This window comes from Pseudomonas sp. 2VD (assembly GCF_005503585.1).
GTDB lineage: Bacteria > Pseudomonadota > Gammaproteobacteria > Pseudomonadales > Pseudomonadaceae > Pseudomonas > Pseudomonas aeruginosa.
The window spans coordinates 1-9,443 of sequence record NZ_SCND01000237.1; the positions used below are offsets into that span (position 1 = coordinate 1).

The 9,443-nt window shown below is 69.3% G+C and carries 8 protein-coding genes and 1 pseudogene; 1 reads left to right on the plus strand and 8 read right to left on the minus strand.

Going from position 1 to position 9,443, the window contains the following annotated elements; translation table 11 throughout:
• From FFS27_RS33695 to hmgA, 6 genes are all read right to left on the minus strand, one after another.
• Positions 1–106, minus strand: a 106-nt coding sequence (locus FFS27_RS33695) for a hypothetical protein (protein WP_256659596.1), incomplete at its 3' end; no start/stop codon positions are given.
• Positions 107–382: 276 nt separating this feature from the next.
• Positions 383–1,813: a sigma-54-dependent transcriptional regulator HbcR gene (hbcR, locus tag FFS27_RS22130; RefSeq protein ID WP_003139728.1), complete on the minus strand. Its 1,431-nt coding sequence runs from the start codon at positions 1,811–1,813 to the stop codon at positions 383–385.
• A 68-nt stretch (positions 1,814–1,881) separates the two neighbouring features.
• Positions 1,882–3,234 (minus strand): MFS transporter, encoded by a 1,353-nt coding sequence (locus FFS27_RS22135; protein ID WP_003088580.1) that lies wholly within the window; start codon positions 3,232–3,234, stop codon positions 1,882–1,884.
• A gap of 84 nt (positions 3,235–3,318) precedes the next feature.
• Positions 3,319–3,957 carry a maleylacetoacetate isomerase gene (gene maiA, locus FFS27_RS22140; protein ID WP_003088582.1) on the minus strand — a complete coding sequence of 213 codons (639 nt, stop codon included), beginning with the start codon at positions 3,955–3,957 and terminating at the stop codon, positions 3,319–3,321.
• Complete coding sequence (fahA, locus tag FFS27_RS22145) at positions 3,954–5,252, minus strand: fumarylacetoacetase (protein ID WP_003111363.1); 1,299 nt, start codon at positions 5,250–5,252, stop codon at positions 3,954–3,956. Before fahA ends, maiA begins: the two co-directional genes overlap by 4 nt.
• Positions 5,253–5,256: 4 nt before the next feature.
• Entirely contained in the window at positions 5,257–6,555 is a 1,299-nt protein-coding gene (gene hmgA / locus FFS27_RS22150; protein WP_023101318.1) for a homogentisate 1,2-dioxygenase, read from the minus strand.
• 160 nt (positions 6,556–6,715) lie between these two features.
• Between hmgA and FFS27_RS22155 the strand changes: the two genes are divergently transcribed.
• Positions 6,716–7,519: an IclR family transcriptional regulator gene (locus FFS27_RS22155; protein WP_003111362.1), complete on the plus strand. Its 804-nt coding sequence runs from the start codon at positions 6,716–6,718 to the stop codon at positions 7,517–7,519.
• Between the two features lie 67 nt (positions 7,520–7,586).
• On the opposite strand, the gene liuE is transcribed toward FFS27_RS22155, so the two are convergent.
• Both liuE and liuD read right to left on the minus strand, forming a co-directional pair.
• Positions 7,587–8,489, minus strand: a complete 903-nt coding sequence (liuE, locus tag FFS27_RS22160; protein ID WP_003088593.1) for a bifunctional 3-hydroxy-3-isohexenylglutaryl-CoA lyase/hydroxymethylglutaryl-CoA lyase — start codon at positions 8,487–8,489, stop codon at positions 7,587–7,589.
• 20 nt (positions 8,490–8,509) lie between these two features.
• Positions 8,510–9,443: pseudogene (gene liuD / locus FFS27_RS22165) on the minus strand (methylcrotonyl-CoA carboxylase subunit alpha); the annotation flags it as partial.

Genomic DNA, 9,443 nt, shown 5'->3' on the forward strand with positions numbered 1-9,443 from the left:
GGACGGCGCCGAGGGCGGCGAGGGGGGCGAACAGGATGACGCTGTAGCCCCGGTAGGCGGCCAGCATCAGCAGGCCCAGGGCGGCAAGGGCGATGATCACGCTCATCGGGCATATCTCCACGGCGCTGCGGGGCGCGCTTCGCATGGGGAAGGCGCTCCGGGCCTGTTTCTTGTTGTCGAACGGTGCGGGCACCGGCGTGACGGCCTGGAACGGGGCAGGGCCGTCGGAAAGGCACGTTGCGATAACCGTGCCAGGCCCCAGAGTCGCGGTTTTCGCGGGCTGCGGCGAGACGAAGGGGAGCGTGGGGAATAGCGTTGTCTCAAAATGGAGACGTAATCGAGCGAAAGTTCCGTGGCTATGCAGGTCTCAGTTCGTCTCTATTTAGAGATGGGTCCCGTTATCGAGACGCATGCCCAGCGCCACGATCTTCTTGTACAGGGTCGAGCGACCCAGGCCCAGGCGTTTCGCCGCTTCCACCACATTGCCGGCACTCTGCGCCAGGGCCCGTCCGATCAGGTCGCGCTCGAAGGCTTCGCGGGCCTGTTGGAAATCCCCGACCGGCCTGTCGTCCGCCGCTCGAGGCAGCTCCGGCAGCGGTTGCAGGGGGCCCAGCGCCGCGCCGAGGGCGGCGGCGTCCAGCAACGGTTGGTCGGCCAGCAGCAGCGCGCGTTCCAGCACGTTGCGCAGTTCGCGGACGTTGCCCGGCCAGGCATGCCGGGCGAGCAGCGCCAGGGCATCGCCGCCGAGTTCGTGGAGACGGCCGTGGTCGAGGCTGTCGAGGATCGACTCGCAGAGCGCCGGGAGGTCGTCCAGGCGCTGGCGCAACGGTGGGATCTCGATCGGCAGGACGTTCAGCCGGTAGTAGAGGTCAGCGCGGAAACGGCCTTCGCGCATCGCCTGCTGCAGGTCGATGGAAGTGGCGGCGACCAGGCGGATGTCGCTGCGGATCACTTCGTTGGAACCCACCGCTTCGAACTCTTTCTCCTGTAGCACGCGCAACAGCTTGCCTTGCAAGGCCAGCGGCATGTCGCCGATCTCGTCGAGGAACAACGTGCCGCCCTGGGCCACCTGCAACTTGCCTGGCCGGCCCTTGCGCTCGGCACCGGTGAAGGCCCCCGGGGCGGTACCGAAGAATTCGGCCTCCAGCAGGCTTTCCGGGATCGCCGCGGCGTTCACGCTGACGAAGGCCTTGTGCGCCCGCGGCGAAGCGCTGTGGATGGCGTGGGCGAGCAGTTCCTTGCCGGTGCCGGTCTCGCCGAGCAACAGCACCGGCGCTTCGCTGGCCGCGCCACGACGGGCGCGGCGCTTGACTTCCAGGCTGGCCGGACTGGTGCCGACGAAGTGGCTGAAGCTGTACTTGGCCTGGCGCGCCTGCAATTGCGAGCGGGTCGAGGCCAGTTCGCGCTGCATGCTCAGGTAGCGGGTCACCAGCGGCGACAGCGAACGCAGTTCGTCGAGCAGGGCGAAGCCGATGGCGCCGATCACCTCGCCGGCGTCGTCGTGGATCGGCAGGCGCATCACCACCAGCGGGTCCTTCGCGCTGTCCATCATGTCCAGCAGGATCGGCTTGCCGCTGCGTACCACCTCGCGCAGCAGGCTACCGGGGATCACGCTTTCGCAGGGCCGGCCGATGGCCTGCGCCGGGTCGGCGAGGCCGAAACGCTGGGCGTAGCGCTGGTTGATCCAGACGATGCGGGCCTCGCGGTCGACGATCACCGTGCCTTCGCTGGAGCCTTCGACGATCTCGAACAGCGAACGGATCGCCTGCTGGCGTACGCGTTGGTAATCCTGGAGGCTGTCGGCGTCGTTCATCGGCGGCTCCTGCGGCGGACGGCGAAACGGCCCGCCACTGTAGCCGGGAAGCCGCTCGCGGTGAAGGCTCAGGATTCCTCGACGGCCAGCGCGGCGGCGCTTTCCCGCTGCGCCTGGGCGGCGGGCGAGCGGACCTGGAGGATCAGTAGCGCGGCGAGCCCGGCGGGAATCGCCGCAAGCATGAAGATGTTCTCCACGGATATGTGCATGCCCAGCAGCAGGCTGCCGAACAGTGGGCCGAGGATCGAACCGAAGCGGCCCACGCCCAGCGCCCAGCCGGTGCCGGTGGCGCGTACCTGGGCCGGGTAGAAGTTGCTGGCGAAGGCGTTCAGGGTCAACTGCCCGCCGATGATGCAGAAGCCGGCGGCGAAGACGAACGCCAGCAGCCAGCGCGGCTGGTCGTGGTTGAGGCCGAGGAGCAGGGTGAACAGCGCGGCGCCGGCGAGAATCGCCGCCAGCAGGCGGACCTTGCTGCGCAGGCGGTCGGCGAGCCAGGCCAGGAGCATCGCGCCGAGGGTGCCGGCGAAGAGGAACATCGAGGTCGCCAGGTTCGCCGCATTGCGTGTCAGGCCGCTTTCCTGGAGCAGCGAGGGCAGCCAGCTGACCATGAAGTAGAGCAGGATCAGGCTGACGAAGAAGGTCGCCCAGAGCAGCAGGGTCGGCCGCGCGTAACCGTGGCGGAACAGCTCCAGCACGGTCAGGCTCGCCGCCGGCTCGGCGTCGGCCTGTGCCGGCGGCGGCTGCCAGCCCGGCGCCATGCGCTCGCTGAGCTGGCGTAGGCGGGCATAGGGCGGTGCGTCGCGGAGCAGGCGCGGCAGCGACTCCGGCAGGAACAGGAGGAGGAAGGGGAACAGCAGCAACGGGGTGACGCCGCCGGCGAGGAACACCGCCTGCCAGCCGAAGCCGTCCATGAAGGCGGCGGCGACGAAACCGCCGGCGGCGCCGCCGAAGGAGAAACCGCAGGCCGCCAGGGTGACCATCAGGGTACGCAGGCGCGGTGGCGAATACTCGGCCATCAGCGCCATGGCGCTGGGCATCGCCCCGCCCATTCCGATGCCGCAGACGAAGCGCGCCAGCATCAGGCTTTCCAGGGAACCGGCGAAGACCATCAGGACGGTCAGGCTGGCGTAGATCAGCACGCAGCAGAGCAGCACCCGGCGGATGCCGAAGCGGTCCGCCAGCGGCGTCACCAGCAGCGAACCGACGGTCAGGCCGAACAGGTTGGCGCTGAACACCGGGCCGAACGCGGCCTTGTCCAGGCCCCATTCCTGGGCCAGGGTCGGCACCACGTAGCCGAGCACCTGGGCATCGTAGCCATCGGTGACCAGCAACAGGGCGAGGAGCAGCAGCAACAGCCACTGGTAGCGGGACACAGGGCGCGCGTCGAGCGCCGCGCGAAAGCTGGCGATCTGGTTGTGCATCGCAAGGTACCTGAGGTTCTTATTGGTGATGGGGCGTCCGGCGGACGCCCCCCTTTATCTTCAGGAGCGGGACTCTGCGGTCCCTCAGGCGGCCGGGGTGTCCGGCTGGTTGGCCGGATGGGCCTGGCGGAACGCCGGATGGGCGGCGGCCAGGTCGGCGACCCGGCGGATCCGTGGCCAGGCGTCCAGCGCTACGCCGAAGCGTTCGGCGGCGTAGAGCTGCGGGATCAGGTAGACGTCGGCCAGGCCCGGCCGGTCGCCGAAGCACCAGCCCTGGTCGCCGATCAGTTGCTCGACGGCGGCGAGACCCTGGCCGACCCAGTGGCCGATCCACTGCCGGACCTGCTCTTCGTCGTGTCCCCACTGGCGCAGCAGGTTGAGCACGCTGGCGTTGTGCAACGGGTGGATGTCGCAGCCGACCAGCGCCGCGACTCCGCGCTCGTGGGCGCGGCGCAGCGGATCGCTGGAGAGCAGGGCGGGGTGCGGGTAGCGCTCCTCGAGGTACTCGATGATCGCCGGCGACTGGATCAGCAGCTCGCCCTCGTCGACCTGCAGGGCCGGTACGCGGCCCTGCGGGTTGAGCGCCAGGTAGGCGGGTTGGCGGTGTTCGCCGCCGTCGCGGACCAGGTTGACCGGCAGCGACTGGTAGTCCAGCCCCTTCAGCGCCAGGGCGATGCGCACCCGGTAGGAGGAGGTGGAACGGTAGTAGGTATAGAGCTTCATCCGCGCGCCCCCGGATGGGCCGCGAGCACTTTGCCGCGACATTCGCCGAAACCGATCGAGACGTGTCCCTCGCGCTTGCAGCGGGCGCGGAGGATGACCTCGTCGCCGTCCTCGAGGAAGCGCCGGGTCTCGCCGGAGGCCAGTTGCACCGGCTGCTTGCCGCCAGCGGTGATCTCCAGCAGCGAGCCGAACTGGCCGGGCTCGGCGCCGGACAGGGTGCCGGAGCCGAACAGGTCGCCGGGCTGCAACTGGCAGCCATTGACGCTGTGGTGGGCGACCATCTGCGCCACCGTCCAGTACATGCTCAGGCTGTTGCTCAGGGTCAGGCGCTGCGGCGGCAGGCCTTTCTCGCGCAGGCCCTCGGTGAGCAGCAGGACCTCCAGCTCAATGTCGAAGGCGCCGTGGGCCTGGTCGTTGTCGTCGTAGAGATACGGCAGCGGCCGCGGGTCGCCTTCGGGGCGCGCTGGCTGGGCGCGGCGGAACGGCTCCAGGGCTTCGGCGGTGACCACCCAGGGCGAAACGCTGGTGATGAAGCTCTTCGACAGGAACGGGCCGAGCGGCTGGTATTCCCAGGCCTGGATGTCGCGCGCCGACCAGTCGTTGAGCAGACAGAAGCCGGCGATGTGCTCGGCGGCGCGGGAAACCGGGATGGCTTCGCCGAGGGCGTTGCCCTGGCCGATCCAGATGCCTAGCTCCAGTTCGTAGTCCAGACGCGCACAGGGACCGAACACCGGCTCGCTGGCGCCGGCCGGCAGGGTCTGGCCGTTGGGCCGGCGCACTTCGCTGCCGGAGACGCGCACGGTCGAGGCGCGGCCGTGGTAGCCGATGGGCACGTGCTTGTAGTTGGGCAGCAGCGGGTTGTCCGGGCGGAACAGCTTGCCGACGTTCTCGGCATGGCGGATGCCGACGTAGAAGTCGGTGTAGTCGCCGATCCTGGCCGGTAGGTGCATTTGGCACTCGGCGGCCGCATGGAGCAGCTCCGGGCGCTCCGCTGCGCCTTCGCCGAGCAGCTCCAGCAGGCGCTGGCGCAGCGCCACGCGGGCCGGTTTGCCGAGGGCGAAGAAGGCGTTCAGCGCGCCGCCGCGGGTGGCTTCGGCGGCTTCGCCGGCGGCCCCCTCGAACAGGCCGGCGGCCAGCGCCGCGTCCAGGTCGAGGATCGAGTCGCCGATGGCCACGCCGCAACGCGGGCTCAGGCCGGCACGGCTGAAGATGCCCAGCGGCAGGTTTTGCAGGGGAAAGTCGGCATGCCCATTGGCGGAGGCGACCCAGCTACGAGTGGGGGTTGGCTGGTTCATGGGGTTATCTCCGTTGCGGGTTGAAGGTGGATACGAGCGACGCCCAGCAGGCATCGTAGTCATTCTGCAGGGCCGGCGTCTCGAGGGCGGCACGGCTCGGCCGGAGGACCTGGCTGGTCTCGAACATGAAGGCCATGGTCTGGTCGATCCTGTGCGGCTTGAGGTCGGCGGCGATGGCCTTGTCGCAGCTTTCCGCGTCCGGGCCGTGGGCGCTCATGCAACTGTGCAGCGAGGCGCCGCCGGGCACGAAGCCGCCGGCCTTGGCGTCATAGGCGCCCTGGATCAGGCCCATGAACTCGTTCATCAGGTTGCGGTGGAACCATGGCGGACGGAAGGTGTTCTCGGCCACCATCCAGCGCGGCGGGAAGATCACGAAGTCGATGTTGGCCAGGCCATGGACGCTGGTGGGGGAGGTCAGCACGGTGAAGATCGACGGGTCCGGGTGGTCGAAGCTGACCGTGCCGATGGTGTTGAAGCGGCGCAGGTCGTACTTGTAGGGCACGTTGTTGCCGTGCCAGGCGACCACGTCCAGCGGCGAGTGGTCAAGCTCGCAGGCCCACAGCTCGCCGAGGTATTTCTGCACCAGTTGCAGCGGCTGGCGGCTGTCTTCGTAGCGCGCCACCGGGGCCAGGAAGTCGCGCGGATTGGCCAGGCCATTGCTGCCGATCGGGCCGAGGTCGGGCAGGCGCAACGGCGCGCCGTGGTTCTCGGCGATATAGCCGCGTGCCTCGCCGTCGAGCAGCTCGACGCGGAACTTCATCCCGCGCGGGATCACCGCGATCTCCAGCGGTTCGACCTGCAGCGCGCCGAGTTCGGTGCACAGGCGCAGACGGCCCAATTGCGGGACCAGCAGCAGTTCGCCGTCGGCGTCGTAGAAGCAACGCTGCATCGAGCGGTTGGCCAGGTACTGGTAGATGCTCACGCCGGCGGGCTTGTCGCCGGGCGCGTTGGCGGCCATGCGCAGCAGGCCGTCGAGGAAGTCGGTGGGCTGCTCGGGCAGTGCCAGCGGGTCCCAGCGCAGGCGGTTGGGAGTCGGCGCATCCAGTTCGGCACCGGCGATCTGTCGTTCCAGGCGGCGGAACGGCGGATGCTTGGCCGACGGCGTGATGCGGTACAGCCAGGTGCGCCGGGCCTCGCTGCGAGCCATGGTGAAGGCGGTGCCGGAGAGCAGCTCGGCGTACAGGCCGTAGGGCGCTTTCTGCGGGGAGTTCTGGCCGACCGGCAGGGCGCCGGGGAGCGCTTCGCTGCTGAATTCGTTGCCGAAGCCCGATTGATAGGCGAGGGCAGTGGAGTCGAGGTTCATCTGAGGCCTCCGGGGAGTGGGGGCAGCTTGCCGCCGATCCGCCGGGGACCTGGCACGCTGGCTGCGTTATTTTTATCGTAATTCAATTACGCATAACGTAATTTGAGTGGAAGGCAGCGTCAAGCTATAACGTCGGCCCCGCCCGCAGGAACCCGCGTCCATGGAAAAGAACAGCAGTCCCGCCGAAACCTCCGGCAAGCAGAAGGTCCGCTCCGCCGAAGTCGGTACCGATATCCTCAAGGCCCTCGCCGAACTCTCCCCGGCGACCTCGCTGTCGCGCCTGGCGGAGCATGTGGGGATGCCGGCGAGCAAGGTCCATCGCTACCTGCAGGCATTGATCGCCAGCGGCTTCGCGGTCCAGGACGCCTCCACCAATCATTACTCGCTGGGGCGCGAGGCGCTGCGCGTGGGCCTGGCGGCGCTGGACAGCATGGACGTGCTGAAGAGCGCCGCCGCGCCGCTGGCCGAGCTGCGCGACGTGCTCAACGAGACCTGCTTCCTCGCCGTCTGGGGCAACCGTGGCGCCACCGTGGTACAGGTGGAACAGGCGGTGCGCGCGGTGACGGTGGTCACCCAGGTCGGCTCGGTGCTGCCGCTGCTCGGTTCGTCCACCGGCCTGGTGTTCGCCGCGTTCCTGCCGGAACGCGAGGTGGCCGAGCTGCGCGAGGAAGAGTTGGCCGGGCGTGCCGACCATCCGCTGGCCGACCCGGCGGCCTACGCGGTGCTGCTGGAGGGCATCCGCGCGCGCGGCCTGCATGCGATCCATGGGCTGCTGATGCCTGGGGTGGAGGCGCTCTCGGCACCGGTGTTCGACGCCCGCGGGCGGGTGGCGGCGGTGCTCACGGTGGTCGGCCCGGCGAGCATCTTCCAGGCCGAGGAGCAGGGGCCAGCGGCGGAACGGCTGCTTGCGACGACTCGGGCTATCAGTTGGCGGATGGGGTATGACGGCACCCAGGGTGGATGACGCAGTCTCCGAGCCTGGGCGCGACGTCGGGTAGGGCGGATAACCGCTCGCGGTTATCCGCCGCTTCTCAGGCCTTGGCCAGCAACGCTTTCGCCGCTCGCGACCCGTTGCTCTTGCCGAGCACCGCGCAGATACGCTGGCCGGCGTCGACCAGGGCGTGCATGTCGACCCCGGTATGGATCTCCAGGCCGTTCAGCAGGTAGAGGACGTCTTCGCTGGCGACGTTGCCGGTGGCGCCCTTGGCGTAGGGACAACCGCCGAGGCCGGCCACCGAGCTGTCGAATACCGCGATGCCTTCCAGCAGGCTGGCGTAGATGTTCGCCAGGGCTTGCCCGTAGGTGTCGTGGAAGTGCCCGGCGAGGCGCTCGCGGGGAACCTCGCTGGCCACCGCCTCGATCAGCCGGCGGGTGGCGCCGGCGGTGCCGACGCCGATGGTGTCGCCCAGGGACACCTCGTAGCAGCCCATCTGCTGGAGTTCGCGGGCGACCCAGGCGACCTGGCGCGGATCGACATCGCCGTCGTAGGGACAGCCGAGCACGCAGGAAATGTAGCCGCGCACCCGCACCTGGTGCTGGCGCGCCGCCTCCAGCACCGGTACGAAGCGCTCCAGGCTGTCCTTGATCGAGCAGTTGATGTTGCGCTGGGAGAAGGCTTCCGACGCGGCGGCGAACACCGCCACTTCCTTCACTCCCGACTCCAGCGCCGCCTCGAAGCCTTTCAGGTTCGGCGCCAGCGCCGCGTAGGTCACGCCGGGACGCTGGCGGATGCCGGCGAATACCTCGGCCGAGCCGGCCATCTGCGGCACCCACTTGGGCGAGACGAAGCTGCCCACTTCGATGTAGTCCAGGCCGGCGGCGCTCAGGTCATCGACCAGGCGGATCTTGTCGGCCACCTCGATCGGCTGTTTCTCGTTCTGCAGTCCGTCGCGCGGACCGACCTCCACCAGGCGGACCTTCTTCGGCAGGTTCATGCTGTTCCTCGTCTTGGCTGTCAGGCCTGGTTCTCGTCCAGCTCCACCAGCGGCGTGCCTTCCTCGACCAGTTCGCCCTCGCTGCAATACAGCGCCTTCACTACCCCGGCGTGGGGCGCGCGGATGCTGTGCTCCATCTTCATCGCCTCCAGCACCACCAGGGTGGCGCCGGCTTCGACCGTCTGGCCGGGCTCGACCAGGACCCGCACGATACTGCCGTTCATCGGCGCGCTCAAACCGCCCTGGTGGGCATGGGCGGCCTCGGCCTCGGCGATCGGGTCGACGGCTTCGATGGCCAGCAGTTCGCCCTCCCATTCGAGGAACAACTGGCGTCCGCGGCGCAATGCCGCCGAGCGACGGGTGACACCGTCCACCCGGCTGACCAGGTCGTCGCCGTCGAGGCGATACTGGCTGGGGCTGGCGTGGCGCAGGCGGACGCAGCGGCGTTCGTCGCGGCAGCGCAGCATCAGGTCGGACTCCCGCGCCAGGGCGCTGCGCCAGCCGTCGTTGCGGCTCCACGGCGAATGCGGGTCGTCGTCGCGACGGTGGCCCGGTTCGCTCTGCAGCCAGGCTTCGGCGGCGGCTTGCCAGAAATGCTCCGGCAGCGCTTGCGGCGCCGGCAGCAGGTCGTCTTGGTGGCGCGCGATGAAACCGGTGTCCAGTTCGGCGGCGGCGAACGCCGGATGGCCGAGGATGCGGCGGAGGAACGCCAGGTTGGTGCGCAGGCCGCCGACCGAGGTTTCCGCCAGCATCGCCAGCAGGCGCTGGCGGGCTTCCTCGCGGGTTTCGCCCCAGGCGATCAGCTTGGCCAGCATCGGGTCGTAGAACGGCGAGACCTCGTCGCCTTCGCGTACCCCGCTGTCGACCCGCCGGCCGGGGCCGGCGGCCGCTTCGCGGTACAGCGCCAGGCGGCCGCTGGCGGGGAGGAAACCGCCCTCGGGGTCTTCCGCGTAG